The following is a 23,202-nucleotide window of genomic DNA, read 5'->3' as shown; positions in this document are numbered from 1 at the left end:
CGATTACCGCTGGCTCGACGCGGCCGGGCGCGTGTTGTGCCGCAGGAAGGTAAAGCGATGGGCTCCACGGCTAGACGTGGAGCCCATCGCGGCAATGGATCGGGGGTCACCGCAGCCCTCGGGACTCTCGACCAATCCTAACGCCGGTTATTACTATAGGTCAGGCTTACCTAACTTAGCAAGGCCGTCGCGCGGCGGACCGGTAATCCACGCTGCTCGAGCGCCGCCAAGAGCCCTTGACCACGGCGCGTGCCGACCACCGCGTCGGTGCCCGCCAGGTCGGGCACGTAGGTGGACGCGCCCGCGATGGATTCGCCGACCAGCAGCCAGAATCGGCGTGCGCTCAGCCCCGAGTAGCGGGCCATGCTGGACTGGATCAGCGTCAGCGAGGGCTCGCAGCGATGCGCGAGCCAGACGTACATCGCGCCCTCGCACGGCAGGCTCACCGCACCGGACTCGTCGGCCAGCGGGTCGCCGTCGAGCACGCGAATGGTGGTGTCGCCCAGGCCGGCCCAGTCGATGCCGCCGTCGTTGTCGGTGTGGATCCACAGGTTCTCCAGGCCCGGATCCCAGGCCCGCCCCTCGGCCACCAGCAGCGCGATCACCCGGCCGACCACCGCGTGGATCAACGCGGTGGCCACCACCTCCGCGGCCACGTCGGCGCGAATCATCTCCGCGGCATGCCTGCGATACATCCGTTCGATGCGGCCCTCGCGGACCCCGTCGGCGAGCCGCCACCATCGACGCTTGCCCTGCTCGACCATCGCCGCCACCGCGTACACACGCGGATGCTCAGGTTGCAGCGCACGCAACCTGTCACATGTGCGATCGAACGCCATGTGGGCATGGCGCGGCGGGCAGGTGGTCATGAGCTCGGGCATTGAACCTCCTCGAGGATTGGCCATAGCGGTGCACACCGCAAGATAGGTTAGGCTTACCAGACCAATCGGTTCTCTGCTACAACGAATCTCAGGAGTATTTCGTCACCGTGACCATGCTCGGCAACTCCCGGCGGCGTCGCCTCTCCGGCCTGCTCGCGCTGATGGTGCTACTCCTGCTGACCGTGCTCGCCAGTGTCGCGATCGGTACCAGGTCGCTGGCGCCGGGCACCGTCTACGACGCCGTGCGGCACGCGATCGCCTGCCAGGGCGGGCCGTTCAGCTGCGCGGCCGGATCCACCGCCGAGGAGATCGTACGTGGACTTCGGCTACCTCGCACGGCGCTGGGGCTGGTCACCGGAGTCGCGCTTGGCATAGCGGGCGCGCTGATCCAGGGCTACACGCGCAATCCGCTCGCCGACGCGGGACTGCTCGGCTTGAACGCGGGCGCGGCATTCCTTGCGGCACTGAGCATTTACCTGTTCGCGTTCAGCGCGCCGGAGCAGTACATCTGGTTCGCGTTCGCGGGCGCGTTGATCGCGGGCGTGGTGGTGTTCGGGGCGTCGGCGATCGGCGGCGGCAGGGCGAGTCCGCTGAGCCTGGTGCTGGCCGGCGCGGCAGTCACCGCATTTTTGCAGGCGATGACGAATGCCATTGTGCTGCTGGACCCGGCGTCGCTGGACACCTACCGGTTCTGGGTCGTCGGCACGGTCGCGGGCCGCGATGCCGCAGTGTTCTGGCAGGTACTGCCATTCCTGGCGTTCGGGGTGCTGCTCGCGCTCATCGCCTCGCCCGGGTTGAATCTGCTGAGCCTGGGTGACGACGTGGCGCGCGGGCTCGGGGTGAACATCGGACGCAGTCGCGCGCTCGGCCTGGCCGCGATCGTGCTGCTGTCCGGTGCGTCGACCGCGGCCGTCGGGCCGATCGCGTTCCTCGGACTGGTGGTGCCGCATCTCGCGCGCGTGATCACCGGGCCGGACTATCGCTGGCTGGTCCCGTATTCCGGCTTGATCGGCGGGTTACTGCTGCTGATCGCCGACATCATCGGCCGCGTCGTGGCCCGTCCCGGCGAACTGCAGGTTGGCCTGATGCTGGCCGTGGTCGGTGCGCCGTTCTTCATCGCGTTCGTCCGTCGCCCGAAGCTGGTGAGCCTGTGACCGTTTCGCTGAAGACCGACGGCGTTCGCCCCGCGCTGCGGATCGGGCCCGCCTCGGTGGTATTCCGGCCGGTAATGGTGACGATCGTGATCGCCTTGGTCGCGCTGTTGCTGCTGTGCTTTTGCCTGGACGTCGCCACCGGCGAATCGCAAATCCCGCTCGGCCGGGTGATCGACGTGCTGACCGGCGGCGGAACGCGCTCACAGCGGTTCATCGTGCTCGACTCCCGGCTGCCGAGGGCGCTCACCGCGGTGGTGGTCGGCGCGGCGCTCGGACTCTCGGGAGCGATCACCCAGTCCATCCTGCACAACCCGCTCGCCGCGCCGGACATGCTCGGCATCACCTCCGGTGCCGGCCTCGGCGCGGTCGCGGTGGTCGTCGGCGCAGGCGGGACCACCGGCGTGCTCGCGACGTTCGGCGCACCGCTGGCCGCGCTGGCGGGTGGTCTGCTCACGGCCGCGGCGATCTATCTTTTGGCTTGGGGACGCAGCCCCACCGGGGATCGCGGTGTCACCGGTTTGCGGCTGGTCCTGATCGGCGTCGGCTTGAACGCGATGCTGGTCGCCGGCATCAGCTGGCTGCTCACCCGGGCCACGCTGCTCGACGCTCAGCGAGCGCAGTTGTGGCTCAACGGATCGCTCAACAACGCCAGTCGATCCGGTTTGCTGCCCGCAACATTCGCGCTGGCCGTCGTGGTGCTGGTCGCGCTCGGTTCGGCGCGCACGCTGGCCGCGCTGCGGCTCGGCGCCGACACCACCCGCTCGCTCGGCGTGCGGATCCAGAGCCAGCAGGCGATCTTGATCGGCGCGGCGGTGGTTGGGGCCTCGGTGGCGACCGCGGCCGTCGGCCCGGTGGGTTTCGTCGCGCTGGCGGCGCCGCAGATCGCGCGGCGACTGCTGCGCACCCCCGGCGAACCGTTGATCGGGTCGGCCCTCGTCGGTGCCATCCTGGTCGTCGGGGCGGATGTCGCGTCGCGCACGGTGTTTCCGGCGGATCTGCCGGTCGGCATCGTCACCGCGGCGTTCGGCGGACCGTTCCTGCTCTACCTGCTCGTGCGAATGAATCGGAAGGCGACACTGTCATGACCGCAACCAACGCGGAGCCGACGCGGCTCGCCGCCGACGACGTCACGCTCGCCTACGGGGACCGGGTCATCATCGACGGACTCACCCTCGACATCGCGCCCGGCGTGATCACCACCGTGATCGGCCCGAACGGCTGCGGTAAGTCCACGCTGCTGCGCTCGCTCGGCCGGCTGCTGCGCCCGCAGCAGGGCCGAGTGTTGTTGGACGGCAAGGCTATTTCGACGATGAAGACCAAGGACGTGGCCAGGGTGATCGGCATGCTGCCGCAGTCGCCGGTCGCGCCGGAGGGGCTCACCGTCGCCGATCTCGTCGCGCGCGGGCGTCATCCACATCAGACCTGGTTCCGGCAGTGGTCGGCCGGCGACGAGGACGAGGTGCTGGACGCGCTCGCGCAGACCGGGATCGCCGACCTGGCCGACCGCGCGCTCGATGAACTGTCCGGCGGCCAACGCCAGCGCGCCTGGATCTCCATGGCACTGGCGCAGGGCACCGACATCCTGCTGCTCGACGAGCCGACCACCTACCTCGACCTCGCGCACGCGGTGGACGTGCTCGACCTGGTCGACCGGCTGCACGCCGAGCTCGGCCGCACCGTGGTGATGGTCCTGCACGACCTCAATCTGGCGATCCGCTACAGCGACGAACTGATCGTCATGCGCGAGGGACGCATTGTCGCGCAGGGCCGTCCCGCCGACATCGTCACCGTCGAGCTGCTGCGCGAGGTTTTCGACCTCGACGCCTCGGTTCTGGAGGATCCGGTGTCCGGCAGGCCGATGGTGGTTCCCATCGGAACGCGGCACGTTGTCGGCAAAGCAGGCGGGCCCGTCATGCCCGAATCCACCGCCGTATGACAAATGACACACCAGCTATTCCATAGTTACGACACCCTGTAGTACGCATGCGCGTCGTTGAGTCCGTAAAATCAGGGAATGGCAGGACTTGGTGAACTCGAGAAAGCGGTCATGGACCAGTTGTGGTCGACCGATGAACCGCAGACAGTCCGGCAGGTGCACGAGGCATTGGCCGCACGCCGCGAGCTCGCGTACACCACGGTGATGACAGTGCTGCAACGACTCGCGAAGAAGAACCTCGTGGTCCAGCAGCGCGACGACCGTGCTCATCGCTACGCGCCGGTGCACACCCGGGACGAATTGGTCGCCAGCCTCATGGTGGACGCACTACAACAGGCCGACGCCGCGGGCAGCCGCGCCGCCGCGCTGGTGCACTTCGTAGAACAGGTCGGCAAGGATGAGGCTGACGCGCTACGGGAGGCACTCGCTAAGCTCGAAGGAACCGAGGACACACCGCCCCCGCAGTAGACTCCTCGCGACCTTGCCCCCAACGCAGTGAGCTGAGTCGATGAACGCAACCGCGCCGGTATTCGCCGGACTCGCATTGCTTCTCGCGGGGCCCGCCCCGGCCCTGCTCAGCCGGGCGACCTGGACATACCGGACGCCCCGCGCCGCACTCGTGCTCTGGCAGGCCATTGCGCTCGCGGCTGTGCTCAGCGCGTTCGGGTCCGGTCTGGCCATCGCCGCCGAACTGCTGGTGCCTGGCCTCGACGGTCGGCCGACCACACAACCCACCCGCGAAATCGACGCGCTCGGGCTACCGCTGTGGTCGGCGTATGTCTTCGTGTTCGCGCTGACGCTGCTGGTCGGGGCGCGGCTCTGTTATGCGATCGTCCGGGTCGGGGTGCATACCCGGCGGCGACGCGCCAGGCATCGGATGCTGGTCGACCTGCTCGATCAGAGCGGGCCGCGTCGTCGCGCCTCCGACATCCGGGTGCTCGCCGCGACCGAGCCGATCGCCTACTGCCTACCCGGCCTGCGGCAGCGCGTGGTGATCAGCGAGGGCACGCTGACCAACCTCGACGACGCCGAGATCACCGCGATCGTCAGCCACGAACGCTCGCACCTGCGGGCCAGGCACGACCTCGTGCTCGAGGCGTTTACCGCTGTGCACGAAGCCTTTCCGCGATTCGTGCGAAGCAAGGCCGCGCTCGGCTCGGTGAAACTGCTCATCGAATTGCTCGCCGACGATTCCGCCGTAAAGGTGACCGGGCCCAAGCCCCTGGCGCGCGCGCTGGTCGCCTGCTCGAAATCCACCGCGCCACAGGGTGCGCTCGCCGCGGGCGGGCCGACCACCCTGATTCGCATCCAACGCCTCACCGGGCAGATCGGTGACGTTCGGGTCGCCAGCGCCGCCTACCTCGGCTCGGCCGCCATCCTTGTCGTTCCGACGATGGCCGTCGCGGTGCCGTGGCTGGTTGAGCTGGGCCGACTCTTCCGCGGCTAGACAGTCGTAGGACGTATCCTGAACACTTGGCCTGCCACCGGTCGGCCACATAGCCTTTTTCGCGCTGCACCGAACCGGTCGCCGCCCCGATCCATCGCACAGCGCGTTTCGCGAGCCCGAGCGCGCCGTCTTACGAAAGGCACACACCACCCGTGACCCCCTCGACCCCCGTCGCCGCTGCGCCCGTGACCTTCATGGACCTCGGCCTGCCCGCCGTGCTCGTGCAAGCACTGCGGAACGACGGCATCGAGGCACCGTTCCCGATTCAGGCGGCTACGGTGCCGGATGCCCTCGCGGGTAAGGACGTGCTCGGGCGCGGGCCCACCGGATCCGGGAAGACCCTGGCTTTCGGCCTGCCGATGCTGACCAGGCTGGCCAGCGGCGCGACGAAGCCCGGCCGGCCAAGGGGTTTGGTGCTGGTGCCCACTCGCGAACTGGCCGCGCAGATCGAACGCGCACTGGACACGCCCGCGCTCGCGGTCGGTCTGCGAGTCGCGTCCGTGGTCGGTGGCGCGCCCATTCGGCGGCAGGCCGAGCGGCTCGCGCGTGGCGTCGACCTGCTGATCGCCACGCCCGGACGACTCGCCGACCTGATCGCGCAGGGGTCGGCGGCGCTGGGCGATGTGCAGATCACCGCGCTGGACGAGGCCGATCACATGGCCGACATGGGGTTCCTGCCGCAGGTCACCAAGTTGCTCGATCAGACGCCGAAAGATGGTCAGCGGCTGCTGTTCTCGGCCACGCTCGACGGCGAGGTGGACAAGCTCGTCAAGCGCTACCTGCGCTCCCCCGTCACCCATTCCACCGCACCCGTGTCCGCGTCGGTCACGACGATGACGCACCACCTGCTCTTCGTGCGCGACAAAATGGCGAAGCGGACCGTAGCCGCCGAGATCGCCGCGCGCGACGGGCTCACCATCATGTTCGTGCGCACCAAGCACGGTGCCGACCGGTTGGCAAAGCAGTTGCGCGGCGCGGGAATCGCGACGGGCGCGCTGCACGGCGGCAAGGCGCAGAACAACCGGACGCGCACGCTGGCAGCGTTCGCCGATGGGTCGATTCCGGTGCTGGTCACCACCGATGTCGCGGCGCGCGGTATTCACGTGGACAACATTTCCCTTGTGGTGCATGTCGATCCGCCCGCGGAGTCCAAGGCGTACCTGCACCGCGCCGGACGGACCGCGCGGGCCGGTGAGGACGGCGTGGTCGTCACGCTGGTGATGGACGAGGAGCGGCGCGAGGTCGAGGCGATGACGCGCAAGGCGGGCGTCGAGATCGTCGGTGTCGACGTGCGTCCGGGGGATCGCCGGTTGATCGAGATCACCGGGGCCCGGCAGCCATCGGGGATACCGGTCGCGGCGCCGGCACCGCCGCAACAGCCGGTGGCGGAAGGCGGTTCGAAGTCGGCGACCGGTCGGCGGCGTGGTGGATCGGGGCGGCGGACCACGGAGACACGCGGGGGCGGTGCTCCGGTGCGGGCCGAGGCTTCGGCGAGTGAACTTCGTAAGGATGGGTCCGTCAAGGGATCGTCGCGTGATTCGGGCTCGTCGAGTCGGTCTGCGGCGGGTGGGCGCGGAGCGGGTTCGGCGAAGGGCGGGACGGCGTCCGGTGGTGCGCAGAGAGGCGGCGCGGCGAACGGCGGCGCTCGCGGGTCGGGTGCCGCAAAGGGCGGGACGGGCACCATTCGCGGGTCGCGCACGGCGACGGGCGGGTCGGGTACGGGCGCTCGCGGGTCCGGCGCTGCGGCAGGCTCCGGAGGTACTCGTGGCTCGGGCGGCTCGAGCCGCAACGCCGGTGGTGCTTCGGGGTTCTCCGGGCGCTCAACCGGTTCCACCTCCGGTTTCACAGGGCGCTCGAGCGGCTCGACCGGCGGCGACACGCCCGGGAGTGCCCGTCGACGCGCCGTCCGCCCGGAGCGCGCGCCGGGGACCCGCAATCGTGGGGCAAACTGACGGCCGTGTCCGATCATCCAGTGGGCGCTATTGCCTGCGCGCTGCTGGCAGCGCTGTTCTTCGCGGTGGCGGCGGTCGCGCAACAACGCGCGGCGGCCGCGGTCCCCGAGGGTGATTCGCTCGTCCGCGCGCTGCTCCGCAACCCACGCTGGTGGGCAGGAATCGTCGGCGATATCGGCGGATACGCGATGCAGGTCGCCGCGCTCGCCCTCGGCGCGGTCCTCCTGGTTCAGCCGATCTTGGTGAGCGCGTTGGTATTCGCGCTTCCCCTTGCCGCCAGACTCAACGGCCGCAGCATCACCGCCCGCACCTGGGCAACGGCACTCGCACTCACCGCGGCACTTGTCTGCTTCCTGCTCGTCGGCAATCCGTCCGAGGGCAATACCACTGCGCCACTTCGTGATTGGCTACTCCCCCTGATCATCCTGGTCGCTCTCATCGGCGCGGCCACGATCATCGGCATCAGCAGCGCCGATCCCGGCCGCCGCGCCCTGCTCCTTGGCACCGCAAGCGGTTCGCTCTATGGACTGGCCGCCGCCCTCACCTCCTACGTCACCTCCCTGTTCGACCACGGCATCGGCGAAGTACTCGGCAGCTGGCAAACCTGGGCCCTGGTCGTCGCCGGAATCACCGGCGTCTACCTGCAACAGCGAGCATTTCAAGCGGGCCCGCTCTCGGCATCACTACCCGCCGTCACCATCGCCGAGCCCCTCGCCGCAGCCTTCATCGGCGTAACCGTCCTCGACGAACGCTTCCGCACCAACAGCTTCGGCTTAGCAATAACCGCCCTCGCCGTAATCATCATGTGCGCCACCACAATCCGCCTGTCCCGAGCCCAAGTCGCCACCTGACTCCGTCGCGCACTTCCCCCACGCGCCGTACACAAATCAGCTGACAAATAACTGCGCAGCAGGAGAATTGGTGCGCGGCAAACCAGGCTCTGCGCGAAAAGTCGTCGGTACTGCTGGCGGCCGCCGACCCCATGGTTCGGGCTGACGCGCATCTTCTCGTCGGCCGCGCACGAATTCGCTGACAGGTTCGTGCGCGGCACGCATACCTGCACGCGACAGGCAAAATCGTGCGCGGCGGGGATGACGTGCGCGGCGGGGGGTTCACTATGAACGCTTCGGTGCGTTTCGGGCGGTGACGGTGGGCCGGTTGACCCCGTCACCGCAGCCAGCGGCGGCCCGGACCGCTGTGAAGTTCGTCTCCGCTGAGTGCTAGAGAATTGCGCGGTACCGGGCGGACTTGGTTATCATCGGTTAAGTGCAGTTTCTCCCTGGCCATCAGCCGCCGTATGACCTGACCTACGACGACCTCTTCCTCGTCCCTAACCGGACGGATGTCGCCTCGAGGTTCGACGTCGACCTCTCCACCGTCGACGGGTCCGGCACCACCATTCCCATCGTCGTGGCCAATATGACCGCGGTCGCGGGCCGCCGGATGGCCGAGACGGTCGCCCGTCGTGGTGGCCTCGTGGTGCTCCCGCAGGATCTGCCGATCAGCGCGGCCGCCGACACCATCGCGTTCGTCAAGAGCCGCTCGCTCACCGCCGACACCCCGGTCATCCTCGGCCCGGAGCACTCGGTGTCCGAGGCCGTCGCCCTGATGCACAAGCGCGCGCACGGTGCCGTTGTGGTGGTGGATGACGGCGGCAGGCCGATCGGTGTGGTCACCGAGGCGTCGTGCACCGATGTCGACCGGTTCGCCCGGCTGCGTGACGTCGCGATCACCGATTTCGTGCAGGCTCCGGCCAGCACCTCGCCGCGCGACATCTTCGAACTGCTCGAGGCCAAGCACACCAAGCTGGCGGTGCTCACCGCCGAGGACGGCACGCTGGCCGGCGTGATGACCCGCACCGGGTCGGTCCGCGCCGGGATCTACCAGCCTGCCGTCGACAATCAGAACCAGCTGCGCGTCGCCGCGGCCGTCGGCATCAACGGCGACGTGGTGGCCAAGGCCAAGGCCCTCGCCGACGCGGGTGCCGACGTCCTGGTCATGGACACCGCGCACGGCCACCAGGCCAAGATGCTCGAATCCCTCAGCGCCGTCCGCGATCTCGGACTCGGTCTGCCGCTCGTCGCGGGCAATGTGGTGTCCGCGCAGGGCACCCGCGACCTGGCCGCCGCGGGCGCCGACATCATCAAGGTCGGCGTCGGCCCCGGCGCCATGTGCACCACCCGGATGATGACCGGCGTCGGTCGCCCGCAGTTCTCGGCGGTCGCCGAATGCGCCGCCGCGGCCAAGGAACTCGGCGTGCACATCTGGGCCGACGGCGGCGTGCGGCACCCGCGCGACGTCGCACTCGCGCTGGCCGCCGGTGCGTCCAACGTGATGATCGGCTCCTGGTTCGCCGGCACCTACGAATCCCCCGGCGACCTGCGCACCGACCGCGACGGCAACGCCTACAAAGAGAGCTTCGGCATGGCGTCCAAGCGCGCCGTCGCGGCCCGCACCGCCACCGACAGCGCCTTCGACCGGGCCCGCAAGGCCCTGTTCGAGGAGGGCATCTCCAGCTCGCGCATGCGGCTCGATCCAGAACGCCCCGGCGTCGAGGACCTCATCGACCACATCTGCTCCGGCGTGCGCAGCGCGTGCACCTACGCGGGTGCGCGCAGCCTGGCCGAGCTGCACGACAAGGCCGTGCTCGGCGTGCAGTCGGCCGCCGGTTTCGCCGAGGGTCGCCCGCTGCCCAGCGGTTGGTGATCTGTAACCAGTTGCGGCACTGGTGTGTTCGCGGCACTCCGACGGGCACGCCCCCGCCTCGGTCACTCGGCAGTGCTCGGTGCGCCATCCCCCGCACTGAAGGCGGCGAGCCACTGCGGCCTCGCGCGCGGTGATCGTATTCCGACACGCCCGCGACGGCACGACCACCGGCCCACGCGACTCGACGCGTGGGCCGGTAACATAGGGGTTGCCGGTCTCCGGCCCAACATCTTCGGCTTGCGAAAGGATCCAGTTGTCACCCGCGTCCGAGGGCGCAGCACAGGAGGGCTCCTCTACCGAGCCGGGTGACAAACCCGGCGTCCTCCTTCCCCCAGCCCCACATCCCACCGGCCAGTTCCCAGTACCGTTCGGCGGGTGCTGACGATGTCCGTCACACTCACGGTGCTCAGCCTGCTGGGATTCGTCGCACTCACGGCAGGCACCGCCCTCTTCGTCGCCGCCGAATTCTCCCTCACCGCGCTGGAACGCAGCACCGTAGAAGCGCACGCGCGCGACGGTGACGTCCGCGCCAGAATGGTGCGGCAAGCGCATCGGACGCTGTCGTTCCAGCTGTCCGGCGCCCAGCTCGGCATCACCATCACCACCCTGATCACCGGTTACATCGCCGAGCCTGTGCTGGCTCGGCTGCTGGATCCGCTGTTCAGTGGCCTCGGGCTCAGCGACGGCGCCGCGCAGGGCATCTCGCTGGCCCTCGCCCTGGTGCTGGCCACGTCGCTGTCGATGATCTACGGCGAGTTGGTGCCGAAGAACATCGCCATCGCCAAGCCGCTGGCGACCGCGCGCACCACGGCCCCCCCGATGGTCGCCTTCTCGGTCATCTTCAAGTGGCTGATCCACTTCCTCAACAACACCGCCAACTGGGTCGTCCGCAGGCTCGGTGTCGAACCGGCCGAGGAGCTGCGTTCCGCGCGGTCACCGCAGGAACTCGGGTCGCTGGTGCGCACGTCCGCGCTGCGCGGCTCGCTCGACCAGCGCACCGCCCTGGTGATCGATCGGTCGCTACAGTTCGGCGAGCGCAGTGCCGAGGAACTGATGACCCCGCGGGTGAAGATCGAGGCGCTCGACAAGCTCGACACCATCGCCGACCTGATCGACGCCGCCCGGCGCACCGGCTACTCCCGGTTCCCGGTGATCGACGGCGACCTCGACAACACCCTCGGCGTGGTGCACATCAAACAGGCGTTCACCCATCCCGTGAACGTGCGCCGCACCATCCCGCTGCAGATGCTGGCCCATCCGGTGCCGATCGTGCCCGCCAGCCTGGACGGCGACGAGGTACTCGAGCGAATCCGGGCCGACGGCATGCAGGTCGCGCTGGTCGTCGACGAATACGGCGGCACCGCGGGCATCGTCACCATGGAGGACATCATCGAGGAGATCCTCGGCGACGTCCGCGACGAGCACGACGAGGAAGAGCTCGACGTGCGCCGGGTCTCGGACGGCTGGGACTGCTCCGGCCTGCTGCGCATCGACGAGGTCTCCAGGGCCACCGGATACGACGCTCCCGAGGGCGAATACGAGACACTCGGTGGCCTCGTGCTCACCCGCCTTGGTCGCATCCCGGTGGCAGGCGATGAGGTCGTCCTGCCGAATCCTCGCTCGCAGCAATGGTCTTCGAACGAACAACCGAGCACCGGCGGCTGGATCGCGCGGGTGGAGCGGATGGACGGACGCCGGATCGACCGGGTGCGCCTGATCCCGGTCGCCCCCGACGATCTCGCGTTCCGCCAGCTGCAGGCCGAACCCGAGCAGGAGCACAGCCATGGGTGACCTCTTCGGCGTGCTGCTCACCGTGGTGTTGCTGCTGAGCAACGCGTTCTTCGTCGCCGCCGAGTTCGCGCTGATCTCGGCTCGCCGCGACCGCCTCGAGGCACTGGCCGCGCAGGGAAAGCGCAACGCCGACCTGGTGATTCGCGCGGGCGAGAACCTGTCGATGATGCTGGCCGCCGCACAGCTCGGCATCACCATCTGCTCGATCCTGCTCGGCCGGGTCGCCGAACCCGCGGTGGCGCACCTGCTGGCGGGGCCGTTCGATGTCCTCGGCATGCCCGAACAGCTGCTGCATCCGGTGTCGTTCGCGCTCGCGCTCGCCATCGTGGTGATCCTGCACATCCTGTTCGGTGAGATGATCCCGAAGAACATCGCGCTGGCCGGGCCGGAACGCAGTGCGCTGCTGCTTGTTCCGGTGCACCTGATGTGGTTGCGACTGGCTCGCCCGCTCATCGCCCTCTACAACCTGGCCGCGAACCTCACGCTGCGACTGCTGCGGATCGAGCCGAAGGACGAACTGCAGGCCACCGTCTCCTCGGTGGAACTCGCTGAGATGATCGGCGAGTCGCGTTCGGAGGGCCTGCTCGACGAGGAGGAACACCGCAGGCTCACCCAGGCGCTCGGCACCAGCGAACGCGTGGTCGCCGACGTGATGGTGTCGCTGGACACCACCAGGACGGTTCCGTTGCGCGGCAACGGAACTACCCTCGGCGACATCGAAACCGCCGTCGCCGAAACGGGTTTCTCCCGCTACCCGGTGCAGGCCAGCGACGGCTCGCTGGTCGGCTACCTGCACGTCAAGGACGTGCTGGACAAGGTCGCCGACGAGAGCGCCGGACCGGGAACCCCCATCCCGCGCACCGACATTCGCCCGCTGCCGACGGTGAGCATGCACACCCCGCTGTACGAAGCGCTCGCCAGGCTGCGCCGCACCAACAGTCACCTGGGCCGGGTCGTGGACACCCGCGGCAACACCACGGGCATTGTGGCGCTGGAAGATCTGGTGGAAGAGTTCGTCGGCACGGTCCGCGACGGGACACACCGGATCATCGAATGAGCGTGCGGGGGAACCGGCTGCCCGTGAGCGGGCGAAAGGTGGCGGTGCTCGCCGAAGAGCAGTGGCGCGCACAGGCGGCGGGCCACGTTGTTCGGGTGGATCGGCTGGTCGGTCCGTATGTCCAACGGCGGGCGGCGGGTTCGTCGCATCCGGTGATCGACTTTTTGTTCACCTACTACGGGCACAAGCCCGCTCAGTTGCGGCGCTGGCATCCGGGGTTCGGCGTCGGGATGGCTGGTGCCCGCGAATACGACGGGGCGCGCGGGTACCACCGGATCTCGTCCGGTGCGGATCCTGGTCCACACCAGCAGTCCACCGTCGCCTTCGCAGCGGACCCCGCCTACCTGGCGCGCCGCCGCGACACCATCGAGTTCATCGCGAAACTGTTGCGCGCCACCGCGGCACGGCCCGCGCAGCTGTCCTGCTTCGGGTTGCACGAATGGGCGATGGTGTACCGGACCGAGGACGTTCGGCATCAGCAGGTGCCGCTACGTCTGGGCCGGTCGGGCACCGACGAGGTCGTCGAGTCGATGTCGCTGCGCTGCACCCATTTCGACGCGTTCCGCTTCTTCACCCCCGAAGCGGTCGGCCGCAATATCGAGCCGCTGACCCGAGACGATCAGGTCAGCCGGGAACAACCCGGCTGCCTGCACGCGAATATGGACCTCTACAAGTGGGGTTTCAAACTGGTTCCGCTGATCTCGTCGGCGCTGGTCCTCGACTGCTTCGAGCTGGCCTGTGCCGCACGCGAACTCGATATGCGAGCCAGCCCCTACGATCTGTCCGAGTACGGGTACGAACCGGTGCGGATCGAAACACCCTCCGGACGCGCGGAATACGTGCGGACCCAGTCCGCGCTAGCCGAACGCTCGGCGCGGTTACGCCGAATTCTATTGGCCGCCTGCGATGAGCTCCTCGCCTACGACCTGGCGCCACTACCCATCAATTAACCAGCGCGACAACCAGCCACTTTGCCGGATTTCCGCGAAACCCGCCACATATGTTAACGGCAGTTACTACCATTCAGTCAGTTCCCTCAGCTGTCCCAGTCAGCCGAGGGATGACGGATCATGACTGATGAAGGTTGGGGAACCGCCGATGCGCTCACTGACGAGCTTGCGCCGTTTCAAACCGCTGGCCCTGGTCACGGTCGGCCTCGCCGCCGTGCTGATGCTGCCGAGCAGCGCATCGGCGGATCTACAGTCCGACCTCCAGAATGCCGTCCAGGAATTCCTGGACGTCGGCCGCACCGCGGTCCCCCGGGCCGAGTGCGGGCCAGGCTCGGCGCCGGAGAACGGCATGCAGGGCGACGTCACCGCCGCCGACCGGGACAGTGGCCGCAGCACCCAGGGCTACCGCTGCAATATGTCGTTCGTCGGCGGCTTCGCCGGACGCGGCGCGGGCATCACCTCCACCAGCTTCGAGCACTGCTCCTACCTGGGCTCCTTCTTCCCCGGCGACCTGATCAGCGAGGGCCGTGGCGTGCAGGTCCTCGACGTGTCGGACCCGGCCAACCCGCGACCGACCGTCACCCTCACCGAACCCGCCATGCTCGCGGGCACCTGGGAGAGCCTGAAGGTCAACACCGCGCGCAAGCTGCTGGTCGGCACCGGGGTTCCGGTCGGCACCGGCGTCGGCTACCTGTCGGTTTACGACATCTCCGACTGCGCGCATCCACGACTGCTCAATCCCGGTCCCGGCACGAATATGCTGATGCCCCTGCCGATTACGACACACGAGGGCGGCTTCTCGCCCGACGGGAACACCTATTGGGCCTCGGGCATCGCGCCCGGTTTCGTCAGCGCCGTCGATCTCACCGACCCGGCCAACCCGCACGTCGTGTGGCAAGGCCTGACGGGCATCGAGGCGCACGGCTTCGGCGTCAGCGCGGACGGCAACCGGATGTATCTGTCCGCGCTCGGCGGTTTCACCGTGCTCGACATCAGCGCGGTGCAGCGGCGCGACCCGAACCCGCAGGTGCTGCACATCGGACGGGTCTTCTGGACCGACGGCTGGGCCACCCAGCACAGCATCCCGGTGACCTACGACGGCAAGCCCTACCTCTACACCGTCGACGAAGGTGGTTCCGGCGGTGTGAAACTCATCGATATCGCCGACGACACCCACCCGAAGGTCGCCGCGAAGATCAAGCTGGAAATCAACCTGCCGCAGAACATCGACAGCAATATCGGTTCGTCCATGGGCGGTTCGGCCTTCGCCTATGAATCGCACTACTGCACCGCCGACCGCAGGGACAATCCGACGGCGCTCGCGTGCGGCTGGATCTCTTCCGGCATCAGGGTTTTCGACGTGCGTGACCCGTTCGATATCCATGAGATCGCGTACTACAACCCGCCCGCCCGCACGGGTCAGAACCTCAGCCTGTGGAATTCGCCGCACGCGCTCGCGTCGATCATCGGCGTGCCGTTGATGAGCACGCCGCCGGTGATTCGCTCGGTGCTGGAGGGACAGTTCAATCCGTTGGACGCGCTCACCCCGCGCACCGGCAGGCTCGCCTTCGGCGACGTCTCCACCGACTGGTGCCTCTCGCCGCCGGAATGGCGTGGCTCGCAACTGTATGTCACCTGCTCCGACAACGGATTCATGGTGCTGCAACTCGACAACGACGTGTATTCGCCGCCGGCGGACCAAGAATCGATCGTCGGGTCCTGACGATGCCACCCTGGATGCGCGGCGCCGCACTCGCCTCGCTGGCCTTCGCCCTGCTCGTGCTCGGCGCGGCGCTGCGCCCACTCGTGCTGCCGGAAACACACACGTCCACACCGATTCTCAGCTCGGTCGAGATCGGCTTCGTGCAGGACATGACCGCACACCACCAGCAGGCGCTGATCATGGTGCAGCGCCTCGACCGCTCTGTCGATCCGGTCATCGTGCGCCTGGCCGATCAGCTCGACGACACCCAGCGCCTCGAGATCGGCACCATGCTCGGCTGGTTGCGACTGGCCAACGCCTCTCCGGTGCCGACGCGCCCGATGGCCTGGATGCACACGGATGAGGCTCTGCCACATCAGCATTCGACGCCGGTCGCGATGCCGGATCAGAAGAACGACAGCCTGATGCCGGGAATGGCGACGATGGCCGAACTCGACGCGCTCGCCGCCGCGCACGGCCGCGACGCCGAAATCCTGTTCCTGCAGCTCATGTTCCGGCACCATCAGGGCGGGATCGCGATGGCCCAGGCCGCCGACGAACTGCTACCTTCCGGACCGGTGAAGGAGACGGCGCGTTCGATGATCCACGCGCAAGGGCAAGAGGCGGGGCTGATGGGCGTGCTGCTCACTCAACGCGGCGCGGCACCGCTACCCTGAAACCTCAACCGGTGACGTGCAATCCGAAGCCGCTCGCGTCCGCCGATTCCCGGCCGGGTTCCAGTCGCAGGCTGCGGTCGTAATCGCCGCCGCCCTGCGGTCGATACCGGATCGGCTCGATCCTTTCCAGATCCGAAAGGCGTTCGCGCAGGTCGTCGGCGACCTCATCGAAGCGTTCGGAGTCGAGCCTGATCGTGCCGTGCACCAGAAACGGCGGCAGCACGTCCATGCCCGGGTAGTAGAGGATGCCGTGCTGGATCGGGAACAGCAGGTCCTCGACCGGGCCGTTGACGCCGCGATCGGAGTACGACGGTGCCTTGCCGCCGATCGAGACCACCAGCATGGCTCGACGGCCCGCGAGCACCCCCGCGCCGTATCGCGGTATCGCGTCCCCGCCTGCCCCGTAAGCGAATCCGCAGGTGAGAACCCGATCAACCCACCCCTTCATGATCGCGGGCATGCTGAACCACCACAGCGGAAAGTGCAGCAGAACGGTGTCGGCCCACAGCAGCTTCTCCTGCTCGGCGCGGATGTCGGGGCTGAGCGTCCCCTCGCGATAGGCCTCGCCGGAGGCCAACATGAAATTCGACTCCTCGACCGCACCGAAGTCATCGATATCCGCGTGCGCCTTCCACCCCATCGCATACAGATCCGTGATCTGCACCTGATGCCCGTCGGCCCGCAACTGTTCCACCGCAACATCTTTCAACGCTCCGGTCAGTGAGTCGGGCTTCGGGTGCGCGTACACGACAAGTACGTTCATTCCAGCTTTCGTCACACACCATGCCAACACGTCACCACCCAGCAACATTCCACCCCACCCGCCACCATGCGCTCTGCCGACATTTCCGGTCGAACTCGCGCTGTGCCCGCTTGCCGTCCACTGCAACCCACCCTGTCTACTCGCCGTGGCATTGATGACGACCCTCATCATCGAGGTCGCCGCCCCCTCAGCAACGCACATACTCGGCGCTTCGCCGGGCAACCCACGGCACCAGCCCAGGGAGTTTGTGCCTCCCGGAATGCGCGGCAGTGACGTCGTGTTGCCGACAACGAGGGTCGCCAGGGATGGCCGACCGACGATAGGGAGGCTCGGCATTGTCCGATAAAACGTTCGCGGAGCAGCACATTGTGGTCACCGGTGGCGGCACCGGAATCGGGCGGGCGGCAGCATTGGCGTTCGCGGAACAGGGCGCGGCCAGCGTGACCATCACCGGTCGGCGCAGCGAACCGCTCGATGAGGTCGCCGCGCTGCACCCGGCGGTGATCCCGGTGGTCGCCGACGTCGCCACCGAAGCGGGCACCGACGCCATCGCCGCGTCCGTCCAAGCGAGCGGCGGCACCCTCGACGTACTCGTCCACAACGCCGGGGTCTTCGGCATCACGCCACTCGACGACCTTGACCCGGCCGACGTCCGCCGCCAATTCGAAGTCAACGTCTTCGGCCCAATCTTGTTGACCGCCAAACTACTTCCGCACCTCCGCTCCCCCGGCGGCAACATAGTCGTAGTCTCCAGCATCTCCGCCCGCCTAGCCGCCCCTCACCAATCCGCATACGCGGCAAGCAAAGCCGCCATCGACAGCTTCATCCGAAGCGCCGCAGTAGAACTCGGCCCCAAGGGTATCCGCGTAAACGGCGTAGCCCCCGGCAACGTCCAAACCCCCATCCTCACCACCAGCGGCCTCTCCCCCGAAAAAATAACCCAATGGCGCACCGACTACGCCGCCAAAGCCCCCGCCGCCCGCATAGGCCACCCCTCCGACATAACCCCCTGGATAACCCACCTAGCCACCCCCACCAACTCCTGGGTAACCGGCGAAATCATCACCATAGACGGCGGCATGCTAGCCACCTAGCCCCAAGCACACTTGACGTAGATTTCCTGCTCTTGACGCACGTTGCAGCAAGAACACACAACGCACGTCAAGTGGGGGCGCTGGTTGTGGAGAAAGCGGCGGGGTGGTGTTAGGGGCGGGCGCCGCCTCGAGGACGACGGCCGGGAGTCGACGCGGGGGCGGTCTGACTGGGGTCGAGATGCTGTCGGCGGGTCCGGCCTGCTCGGCTGGATGTTGTTGCCGCTCAGGACTCTTCGGTGAAGCGGTACCAGTTTTCGTGGAAGGGTTGGTATCCGATGCCGGAGGTTGGGGTGCCGATGTAGGGCGGGGCGGCGTCGGGGAAGTAGGCGAATCCGCGGGGCGAATTCGATTCGCCGCCTTGGGTGTAGAAGAGGCAGCCGCCGTCTCGGCGGGTGATGTAGGTGATGGTGTAGATGCCGAGGCGAGTGCGGTGGCCGGGGTTCGCGCAGTCGGCGGCTTGGTTTTGCAGGATGTTGCGGGAGACTTTCCAGCCGGTGGTTTCGGGGACGTTTTGCCAGACGAGGACGACGAAGACGCCGATCACGATGGGGCCGATGAGGCTGTAGAAGAAGGAGTGGTAGCGGAACAGGCCGAGCAGGGCGAAAAGCAGCGCGATCGCGCCGAGCACACCGATGGCCACCCACAGGATGACCTGGATCGGGAAGGTGCCCTCGGCCGCCAACTGCCAGAATAATCCTAGGCAGCACAACACGATCAGGGCAGTCAGCAGGCCCATCCAAAGAACGAACCAACCTGGGGTGCGGCGCGTAGTACCGGCGGTTCTCACGGTGGTCAACATACGGGGGACATACCCCGATCGACAGCGAAAACCCCTAACTCGACTGGGATCAGGACGCGGAGTCGGACAACACGGTAGTCATAGACGCCACCCGCGCTGGAAAGTGCGACAAGCCCGGCGAATACACGAACGCCCCGGCCGGAAGGCCAGGGCGTTCGCACACTTCATCGCGGCATTACAGCGGCGGAAACCCGGACGACCCGGTGGCCATCCAATTCCAGAACATCGCCGCACGATTGGCGAGCAACGCGACAACGTCTAGGACAACGCTTCCCATAAATCTTCCTCACATCCGACAATCTCCAGTGCAGCGCCCAGGGTAGTCGATCGGCATTCCATCGACCTCGGCGCGGACAACTTATCCCCCTGACTCACTCCTGCTGACCAGCGGATTCTCTGCCACCTAACGCATTTCGCCGCACGGGTGCCGCCCGCCGACGCAAGATCGGCTCGGCTGTCAGCCGATGATTCTGGATGACGGCGCGCTCGGAGGTAGGTGCGGTCGATCGCTAACCGGCGAGGGTGTGGGGGGATTTCATGACGCTGTTCCACCACGACTCCAGCTGGCTGGGTTCGGGCCAGTGCACCACTGCCGTGTCCGCCGGATCGGTGGTGGCCGTGGACTTCTGGCGGGTTGTCCGAGCCCGGGAATCGTGAGTCGGACGGCTGGTGAGGTCGGGCGTTGTCACGAAGATCTCCGATCTTTACTACGTGACCGAGCGCCATGTCCGCGCTGCTTGCAGGGCATCGACGCCGGTCGAGCGGGCGGGTCGAGGTGATCAGTAAGCGAGGCAGTAGTAGTCGTCATCGCCGGGCGGTGGGAGCCACACCTGGTCGATGCGATCGGCGAACCCGGTAGGTGCGGGTTCGGCCAAGTGGTGCGTGGCGGCCGACCCGGCATCGCGGTCGTCCGCGAGCATGCGCCGTCCGGCACGGTCGAGGTCGCTGCCGGCCGGGATGGTTGTCATGGCGGTGTCCTCCCTCACATGTCGAGGCCTGCGAAGACCGGGTGGGCCTGGGGCTCACCCGCCGACGGAAAGAATCCGACGAACAGTTCTTATTCTAACCGATCAGATAACCTATGCCAATCGGCATAGATATCGTCGCCCGGGCACCCGGCTACATCGCAGCCTCGGAAGGGGCCTCCGACTCGTCGTTCGTCCCCAACGCTTGCGCTAGGTCGTCGAACACATTGAGGACAGTGCCGAGTCCGGTCACCTCGATCGGCCGCCGCACCGGCGGCGAAGCCACGACACGCAACCCGCCCCCGGTTGCCGAAGTCCCGGCCAGCAACACGCTCAGCCCGGCAGAACCGAAGAACCGCACTCCGGACAGATCAACCACCAGCAGAGACTGCCCGTCACCCAGGGCGTTGTCGATCGCGTTCCGCAGGAGCGGCGCCGATGCCGCATCCACCTCGCCGTCGACCGTCAGCACCGCGACGGAGTCGACCTGGCGCAAATATGCCCGCACTGCACGGGCATCCTTGGAGTAGTCGCAAGTCATGCGCAATACATCCCTATTCCTAGCCGCGGCCAGATCGAACCCCTGCGCTTTTAGAGGCCGACCGTCGCGCCGATCAACAATATTCGATGCACCGGCGATCCGCCCGGCCAACCCACGCAATCGACCCCGATCGTCGCGGAGCATCCGAATCTGACGCGGCAGGCGCTGGTCCAGGCAACGACGGTTGCGGCACCCCGCCAGCGCGGCACGCTCACCCCCCTCGACAACCAAACTGTCTGAGCCGCAGGGTTTCAGACGGCAGCAGTGGGTAGACCTTTAACGGTGCACTGTTGCGCCGATCAATCCGAATGTGTCGATTCAAGGATGAGATCCCCATGAGTACACCCGAAACCGCTACATTGCTGGCGCAATTGCGTGCCGTTCGCGATCTGACCAACACCGAGATCCAGATCGCCGAGACTCGAATCGCTCAGGCCAGGACCGAGGCCGTGCGTCGCGAGCTGTCCGAAAACGCGGACAACGCCCGCGCAAGGGCCGAGGCCATCGAGTCGGCTGTCCGCGAGCTCGGCGCCGTTCCCGCGCTGGTCGGCCCGCTCCTCGGGCGGGCCGCCGCCGCGGTCAAGGCGGTGGGTGAGCAGGCCCAGCCCTTCGATGAAGCCCTGCTCGGCGATCTCACGCTCGAGCATCAGCTGCTCGATCGGGCCCGCTACATCAAGGCACTGGCGACTACCGCCCAGCGCCCCGAGGTGGTGGACCTGGCCGAGCGGTTGATCACCGCGCACTCGGCGACCGTGGCCTGGCTGACCACCGTACTGGCCGAGGAGGCGCTCGGCGGCCCGGCGGCCTTGCGCCACACGCCATTTCAGACGGCGACCGGGACGGTGGTCAAGCTCGCCACCATCCCGGTGTCCTGGACCGCGCGTGGCCTGGATCGCGCATTCGACGTGTTCCGCGCCGCGCCGCCCGCGCTCGGCGAGTTGCTCGACCGGGGCGCCCAGCTCGGCGGTGTCGCCGTCAAGACGCTCACCGAGTCCCGCGACGCGGCCCTCGAGCGCGCCGAGCAGGTCACCCGCCGCGAAGGGGCAGGCAGCGCCGCCGACGCCTTGCATTCCTTCCGAAGCGCCACCGGCGTCCTCGAGTCGAGGGAGTTGCCGATCGACGACTACGACGAGCTGAACGTCGCTTCGGCGGTGGCCGAGATCAAGGAGTTGACCGATCCCGGCGAGGTGCGCGCGATCCTCGCCTATGAGGAAGGGAACAAGAACCGGCATGGCGTCGTCTCGGCCGCCCAGACCAGGCTCGCGGCGATCGCCCAGGAAGTGACCGGACTCAATTGATCGAAAGGCGTTCGGCGCGCGGTCCGCGCGCCGAACGCCGCACCTCGTGCGCATCGCTACTGCATCATTTGTTGCACGACTTCGCCGTGGCCGACGCCGCGGACCTGTTCCGTGCGGCGGAGCAACGTTAAGCCCGCACACGAAGCGACTCCCGACGAACGAGCCGAATAACCAAGCGACTCAACAGTCCCCGAGTTCGGCCCACATGGTCTTGCCATCGCCGTGATAGTCGACACCCCAGCACGCGGCCAACCGCTCGACCAGGAGCAGCCCGCGACCACCCGTGTGATCGGGCCTGCGGACCTGCGGCCGCACGGGCGAGGCGTCGTCGACTTCCACCCGGAACCGGGCGGTGCCGGTCATCAGCAACCGGCAGGCGCCCGCGGGGCGAGCGTGCCGCAGTGCGTTGCAGGCCAATTCGTCACACACCTGCACCGCGTCCTCGACCAGCACGCCGGGACAACCCGCCAGCAGGCGCCGCGCCGCCGCCCGGACCTCCCGCAAACCCACTGTCTCGAGGTCGAACTCCAGCTTGTCCACGTGCGCCGGACTTCCTGTAACAGCGTTCACCGTCACCCTCCGTTCGCTCGCCGAATACCGCCTTGCCGCAGACACATCCGCTTACTGGCGGAATACCCTTGCCCGCCTGGGAAAAACGGTGAGCTGTCAATTCGCTCGATACCGGGCGACAGCGTCCGCCCGAACTCGGGGACCATCGCGAAACCTTTGTGATGTGGGGCGGTTCGGCCCGCCGAGGACGGGCCGAACCACGGGAATCAGTTCTGGGCGGGGCGGTCTACCTCGCCGCGCCACGCACCGGTCTCCTGACCGTCGCGATTCTCGATAAACGTCTTGAATCGCTGCATATCACCCTTCACCCGGTGATCGAGGATGCCGAGCTTGTCCGCGACGTTCTCCACGAAACCGTCCGGATCGATATCCAGCTGGGCGGTTACCCGGGTGGTGTCGTTGTCGAGCCGGTGAAAGGTGATCACCCCGGCGTGCGTAGGACCGGTGTCCGACGCCCAGGCGACCCGTTCGTCGGGGTTCTGTTCGGTGATCGTCGCGTCGAATTCCTTCTGCACGCCGGCGATATTGATCTTCCAGTGGGTGTGGGTGTCATCGATCTGGCGGATCTCCTCGACCCCCTGCATGAATCGGGGGAACGACTCGAACTGGGTCCACTGGTTGTAGACCGTGGAGACGGTGGCTTTCACATCGACGGATTCGGTAATGGTGCTCATCAGGCAACTCCCATGCATCGGATTGTCGGCCGGTGAACGATCCAGCTGATCATTCGTGCGGCGGCGCTGAATCTGCTCGCCGCCGCTGCGGGCGCGTGGCCGGGGTCTTGGACCACTGCGGCCCGAGTTGTGCGGTGTTGCGGCCGTGGACGTCACGTGCATACCCGCCGATGCCGCGACAAAACGATGAGAAAACGATGCAAGTCCCGAGAGTCGTTGGACAGGCGCGCAGCTGTTTGTTTTCC

The 23,202-nt window shown here is 67.5% G+C and carries 22 protein-coding genes and 1 pseudogene; 15 read left to right on the top strand and 8 right to left on the bottom strand.

Features of this window, described 5'->3' with window-relative positions; all coding sequences use genetic code 11:
- Positions 1 to 170: 170 nt before the first annotated feature.
- Positions 171 to 881: a hypothetical protein gene (locus ACIA8C_RS24300; RefSeq protein WP_397138369.1), complete on the bottom strand. Its 711-nt coding sequence runs from the start codon at positions 879 to 881 to the stop codon at positions 171 to 173.
- A 113-nt stretch (positions 882 to 994) separates the two neighbouring features.
- Between ACIA8C_RS24300 and ACIA8C_RS24295 the strand changes: the two genes are divergently transcribed.
- The 13 genes and pseudogenes from ACIA8C_RS24295 to ACIA8C_RS24235 all read left to right on the top strand — a co-directional run bounded on the left by ACIA8C_RS24295 (position 995) and on the right by ACIA8C_RS24235 (position 16,253).
- Positions 995 to 2,035, top strand: coding sequence for a FecCD family ABC transporter permease (locus tag ACIA8C_RS24295; protein ID WP_397138910.1), 1,041 nt, complete (start codon positions 995 to 997; stop codon positions 2,033 to 2,035).
- Positions 2,032 to 3,120, top strand: coding sequence for a FecCD family ABC transporter permease (locus ACIA8C_RS24290; RefSeq protein WP_397138367.1), 1,089 nt, complete (start codon positions 2,032 to 2,034; stop codon positions 3,118 to 3,120). The genes ACIA8C_RS24295 and ACIA8C_RS24290 overlap by 4 nt, the downstream gene beginning before the upstream one ends.
- Positions 3,117 to 3,971, top strand: a complete 855-nt coding sequence (locus ACIA8C_RS24285; protein WP_397138365.1) for an ABC transporter ATP-binding protein — start codon at positions 3,117 to 3,119, stop codon at positions 3,969 to 3,971. Before ACIA8C_RS24290 ends, ACIA8C_RS24285 begins: the two co-directional genes overlap by 4 nt.
- 78 nt (positions 3,972 to 4,049) lie before the next feature.
- The gene (locus ACIA8C_RS24280; protein ID WP_397138363.1) at positions 4,050 to 4,439 is read left to right on the top strand and encodes a BlaI/MecI/CopY family transcriptional regulator; all 390 of its coding nucleotides are present in this window, start codon (positions 4,050 to 4,052) and stop codon (positions 4,437 to 4,439) included.
- A 40-nt stretch (positions 4,440 to 4,479) separates the two neighbouring features.
- Positions 4,480 to 5,418 carry a M56 family metallopeptidase gene (locus ACIA8C_RS24275; protein WP_396993471.1) on the top strand — a complete coding sequence of 313 codons (939 nt, stop codon included), beginning with the start codon at positions 4,480 to 4,482 and terminating at the stop codon, positions 5,416 to 5,418.
- A 194-nt stretch (positions 5,419 to 5,612) separates the two neighbouring features.
- Positions 5,613 to 6,795 (top strand): annotated as a pseudogene (locus ACIA8C_RS24270) (DEAD/DEAH box helicase); the annotation flags it as partial.
- A gap of 580 nt (positions 6,796 to 7,375) precedes the next feature.
- Positions 7,376 to 8,221 carry a DMT family transporter gene (locus ACIA8C_RS24265; protein WP_397138361.1) on the top strand — a complete coding sequence of 282 codons (846 nt, stop codon included), beginning with the start codon at positions 7,376 to 7,378 and terminating at the stop codon, positions 8,219 to 8,221.
- A 415-nt stretch (positions 8,222 to 8,636) separates the two neighbouring features.
- Positions 8,637 to 10,076, top strand: a complete 1,440-nt coding sequence (locus ACIA8C_RS24260; RefSeq protein WP_397138359.1) for a GuaB1 family IMP dehydrogenase-related protein — start codon at positions 8,637 to 8,639, stop codon at positions 10,074 to 10,076.
- A 384-nt stretch (positions 10,077 to 10,460) separates the two neighbouring features.
- Complete coding sequence (locus tag ACIA8C_RS24255; RefSeq protein ID WP_397138357.1) at positions 10,461 to 11,867, top strand: hemolysin family protein; 1,407 nt, start codon at positions 10,461 to 10,463, stop codon at positions 11,865 to 11,867.
- On the top strand, positions 11,860 to 12,924 hold the full coding sequence (locus ACIA8C_RS24250; RefSeq protein WP_397138355.1) for a hemolysin family protein: 1,065 nt from the start codon (positions 11,860 to 11,862) through the stop codon (positions 12,922 to 12,924). The genes ACIA8C_RS24255 and ACIA8C_RS24250 overlap by 8 nt, the downstream gene beginning before the upstream one ends.
- On the top strand, positions 12,921 to 13,874 hold the full coding sequence (locus tag ACIA8C_RS24245; protein ID WP_397138353.1) for a 3-methyladenine DNA glycosylase: 954 nt from the start codon (positions 12,921 to 12,923) through the stop codon (positions 13,872 to 13,874). The genes ACIA8C_RS24250 and ACIA8C_RS24245 overlap by 4 nt, the downstream gene beginning before the upstream one ends.
- 148 nt (positions 13,875 to 14,022) lie before the next feature.
- Entirely contained in the window at positions 14,023 to 15,597 is a 1,575-nt protein-coding gene (locus tag ACIA8C_RS24240) for an LVIVD repeat-containing protein (RefSeq protein ID WP_397138351.1), read from the top strand.
- 2 nt (positions 15,598 to 15,599) lie between these two features.
- A complete protein-coding gene (locus ACIA8C_RS24235) occupies positions 15,600 to 16,253 on the top strand; it encodes a DUF305 domain-containing protein (RefSeq protein WP_397138349.1) in 654 nt (217 codons plus the stop codon).
- A gap of 4 nt (positions 16,254 to 16,257) precedes the next feature.
- On the opposite strand, the gene ACIA8C_RS24230 is transcribed toward ACIA8C_RS24235, so the two are convergent.
- On the bottom strand, positions 16,258 to 17,016 hold the full coding sequence (locus ACIA8C_RS24230; protein WP_397138347.1) for an NAD(P)H-dependent oxidoreductase: 759 nt from the start codon (positions 17,014 to 17,016) through the stop codon (positions 16,258 to 16,260).
- 335 nt (positions 17,017 to 17,351) lie between these two features.
- Between ACIA8C_RS24230 and ACIA8C_RS24225 the strand changes: the two genes are divergently transcribed.
- Positions 17,352 to 18,110, top strand: a complete 759-nt coding sequence (locus ACIA8C_RS24225) for an SDR family NAD(P)-dependent oxidoreductase (protein WP_397138345.1) — start codon at positions 17,352 to 17,354, stop codon at positions 18,108 to 18,110.
- Positions 18,111 to 18,333: 223 nt separating this feature from the next.
- Here ACIA8C_RS24225 and ACIA8C_RS24220 read toward each other — a convergent pair whose 3' ends face one another.
- The 4 genes from ACIA8C_RS24220 to ACIA8C_RS24205 all read right to left on the bottom strand — a co-directional run bounded on the left by ACIA8C_RS24220 (position 18,334) and on the right by ACIA8C_RS24205 (position 20,526).
- The gene (locus ACIA8C_RS24220; RefSeq protein ID WP_397138344.1) at positions 18,334 to 18,846 is read right to left on the bottom strand and encodes a hypothetical protein; all 513 of its coding nucleotides are present in this window, start codon (positions 18,844 to 18,846) and stop codon (positions 18,334 to 18,336) included.
- 572 nt (positions 18,847 to 19,418) lie between these two features.
- A complete protein-coding gene (locus ACIA8C_RS24215; protein ID WP_397138342.1) occupies positions 19,419 to 19,598 on the bottom strand; it encodes a hypothetical protein in 180 nt (59 codons plus the stop codon).
- 90 nt (positions 19,599 to 19,688) lie between these two features.
- Positions 19,689 to 19,877 (bottom strand): hypothetical protein, encoded by a 189-nt coding sequence (locus ACIA8C_RS24210; RefSeq protein ID WP_397138340.1) that lies wholly within the window; start codon positions 19,875 to 19,877, stop codon positions 19,689 to 19,691.
- A 151-nt stretch (positions 19,878 to 20,028) separates the two neighbouring features.
- Positions 20,029 to 20,526, bottom strand: a complete 498-nt coding sequence (locus ACIA8C_RS24205; RefSeq protein ID WP_397138338.1) for an STAS domain-containing protein — start codon at positions 20,524 to 20,526, stop codon at positions 20,029 to 20,031.
- 224 nt (positions 20,527 to 20,750) lie between these two features.
- Here ACIA8C_RS24205 and ACIA8C_RS24200 point away from each other — a divergent pair, with 224 nt between their 5' ends.
- Positions 20,751 to 21,713, top strand: coding sequence for a ferritin-like domain-containing protein (locus ACIA8C_RS24200; RefSeq protein WP_397138336.1), 963 nt, complete (start codon positions 20,751 to 20,753; stop codon positions 21,711 to 21,713).
- A 180-nt stretch (positions 21,714 to 21,893) separates the two neighbouring features.
- Here ACIA8C_RS24200 and ACIA8C_RS24195 read toward each other — a convergent pair whose 3' ends face one another.
- The gene (locus ACIA8C_RS24195) at positions 21,894 to 22,283 is read right to left on the bottom strand and encodes an ATP-binding protein (protein ID WP_397138334.1); all 390 of its coding nucleotides are present in this window, start codon (positions 22,281 to 22,283) and stop codon (positions 21,894 to 21,896) included.
- A 206-nt stretch (positions 22,284 to 22,489) separates the two neighbouring features.
- A complete protein-coding gene (locus tag ACIA8C_RS24190) occupies positions 22,490 to 22,957 on the bottom strand; it encodes an SRPBCC family protein (protein ID WP_397138332.1) in 468 nt (155 codons plus the stop codon).
- Positions 22,958 to 23,202 lie beyond the last annotated feature (245 nt).

The sequence above is a fragment of the Nocardia sp. NPDC051321 genome (genome assembly GCF_044455225.1).
In the GTDB taxonomy this organism is placed as follows: Bacteria; Actinomycetota; Actinomycetes; order Mycobacteriales; family Mycobacteriaceae; genus Nocardia.
This window is presented reverse-complemented; position numbering and strand designations above follow the sequence as displayed.

Excerpts from the sequence above, each read along its gene's own strand:
- ACIA8C_RS24240 (WP_397138351.1), top strand. The coding sequence starts at position 14,023 with ATGCGCTCACTGACGAGCTTGCGCCGTTTCAAACCGCTGGCCCTGGTC.
- ACIA8C_RS24235 (WP_397138349.1), top strand. The coding sequence starts at position 15,600 with ATGCCACCCTGGATGCGCGGCGCCGCACTCGCCTCGCTGGCCTTCGCC.
- ACIA8C_RS24230 (WP_397138347.1), bottom strand. The coding sequence starts at position 17,016 with ATGAACGTACTTGTCGTGTACGCGCACCCGAAGCCCGACTCACTGACC.
- ACIA8C_RS24200 (WP_397138336.1), top strand. The coding sequence starts at position 20,751 with ATGAGTACACCCGAAACCGCTACATTGCTGGCGCAATTGCGTGCCGTT.
- ACIA8C_RS24190 (WP_397138332.1), bottom strand. The coding sequence starts at position 22,957 with ATGAGCACCATTACCGAATCCGTCGATGTGAAAGCCACCGTCTCCACG.
- ACIA8C_RS24245 (WP_397138353.1), top strand. The coding sequence starts at position 12,921 with ATGAGCGTGCGGGGGAACCGGCTGCCCGTGAGCGGGCGAAAGGTGGCG.
- ACIA8C_RS24295 (WP_397138910.1), top strand. The coding sequence starts at position 995 with ATGCTCGGCAACTCCCGGCGGCGTCGCCTCTCCGGCCTGCTCGCGCTG.
- ACIA8C_RS24285 (WP_397138365.1), top strand. The coding sequence starts at position 3,117 with ATGACCGCAACCAACGCGGAGCCGACGCGGCTCGCCGCCGACGACGTC.
- ACIA8C_RS24300 (WP_397138369.1), bottom strand. The coding sequence starts at position 881 with ATGCCCGAGCTCATGACCACCTGCCCGCCGCGCCATGCCCACATGGCG.
- ACIA8C_RS24220 (WP_397138344.1), bottom strand. The coding sequence starts at position 18,846 with ATGGGCCTGCTGACTGCCCTGATCGTGTTGTGCTGCCTAGGATTATTC.
- ACIA8C_RS24280 (WP_397138363.1), top strand. The coding sequence starts at position 4,050 with ATGGCAGGACTTGGTGAACTCGAGAAAGCGGTCATGGACCAGTTGTGG.
- ACIA8C_RS24210 (WP_397138340.1), bottom strand. The coding sequence starts at position 19,877 with ATGACAACCATCCCGGCCGGCAGCGACCTCGACCGTGCCGGACGGCGC.
- ACIA8C_RS24255 (WP_397138357.1), top strand. The coding sequence starts at position 10,461 with ATGTCCGTCACACTCACGGTGCTCAGCCTGCTGGGATTCGTCGCACTC.
- ACIA8C_RS24275 (WP_396993471.1), top strand. The coding sequence starts at position 4,480 with ATGAACGCAACCGCGCCGGTATTCGCCGGACTCGCATTGCTTCTCGCG.
- ACIA8C_RS24250 (WP_397138355.1), top strand. The coding sequence starts at position 11,860 with ATGGGTGACCTCTTCGGCGTGCTGCTCACCGTGGTGTTGCTGCTGAGC.